Annotated in this window: 2 protein-coding genes and 1 pseudogene; 1 reads left to right on the top strand and 2 read right to left on the bottom strand. The window is 48.5% G+C overall.

What is annotated here, in order from left to right; all coding sequences use genetic code 11:
• A partial coding sequence (locus QZ506_RS04830) for a helix-turn-helix domain-containing protein (RefSeq protein ID WP_291969443.1) occupies positions 1–173 on the bottom strand: 173 nt, incomplete at its 3' end.
• A gap of 102 nt (positions 174–275) precedes the next feature.
• Between QZ506_RS04830 and QZ506_RS04825 the strand changes: the two are divergent.
• A pseudogene (locus tag QZ506_RS04825) lies at positions 276–838 on the top strand (L,D-transpeptidase family protein); the annotation flags it as partial.
• Here QZ506_RS04825 and QZ506_RS04820 read toward each other — a convergent pair.
• The gene (locus tag QZ506_RS04820) at positions 826–999 is read right to left on the bottom strand and encodes a hypothetical protein (RefSeq protein WP_291969441.1); all 174 of its coding nucleotides are present in this window, start codon (positions 997–999) and stop codon (positions 826–828) included. The pseudogene QZ506_RS04825 and the gene QZ506_RS04820 sit on opposite strands and share 13 nt — an antisense overlap.
• Between the last annotated feature and the right edge of the window lie 85 nt (positions 1000–1084).

The following is a 1084-nucleotide window of genomic DNA, read 5'->3' as shown; positions in this document are numbered from 1 at the left end:
TTCTGGCTAACCAGCGCATCAATGCCGCCTTCAGCAGCCAGTTCCTGATAACGGTAAAATGTATCGCGTGACACGCCCATGATCTTGCAGGCTTTTGATACGTTACCGAGTTCTTCGGCGAGATTGAGCAGGCCGGCTTTATGTTTGATAATGGGATTGTTAGTATGAAGCATGAGAGTTACCTCGCGTTTTGTTTAAGGATCAGACACCCATATCAAAACCGGTAACTCTCAACCTTTCAAGGTCCAGTGTCAGATCTAGTCGCGACTAATACATATTATCAAAATGGTACACAGCGGCTCTCTTCGCGTGTGATTGTCGGACAACCGAAACGCAAAACGCCGTTGATGAGCAGTTCACTGTATAACGTGGTGGTTAACCCGCCGTGGAACGTGCCCACCACGCTGATTCGTCAGGATATCGTCCCCAAAGTTATCAAGGATCCCAAGTATTTGCAGCGCAATAATTATACGCTGCTCTCCGGCTGGCATTCCGAAGCAGAGACTATCGATCCGACGATGATTGACTGGTCCGTGCTGCCGGCCGATCGTTTCCCGTATCGCATTCGTCAGGCTCCCGGTGCCAATAACTCGTTGAGACGGTATAAATTAAATATGCCCAATTCCGAAGCTATTTACTTGCACGACACGCCAAATCATGGGCTGTTCCAGCGCGACATTCGCACACTCAGTTCGGCTGCGTGCGCTTGAATAAAGCTTCCGAACTGGCTGGGCTACTGTTGCAGGATGCCGGGTGGAATGATGCGCGCATTTCCTCAACGCTGGCGCAGGGAAATACCACCTATGTGCCGGTCAAACAGCGTATTCAGGTCAATCTGGGCTTTGTTGAATAAATAGATTTTATGCTGGCAGCCCAGCGAAACGACGGATCCTCGCAACGTAAAATAATGCAGTTAGGCCCCATGAGAAAAGTGTACACCTGAGATGGGCTTTGTTGAATAAATAGAACTTTTGGGTAATCATCGGAGCAGATCACCACAGTTGTTTCAAAATCAGGTCTCCATGGCAAAACAAAATTTTAAAATCACCAACTGGCCCTCTTATAACAAGGCCCTCAAGCAGCG

The organism is Candidatus Symbiopectobacterium sp. (genome assembly GCF_020054415.1).
In the GTDB taxonomy this organism is placed as follows: domain Bacteria; phylum Pseudomonadota; class Gammaproteobacteria; order Enterobacterales; family Enterobacteriaceae; genus Symbiopectobacterium.
The sequence above is the reverse complement of the archived record's forward strand: the minus strand, read 5'-3'. Positions and strand labels throughout refer to the sequence as shown.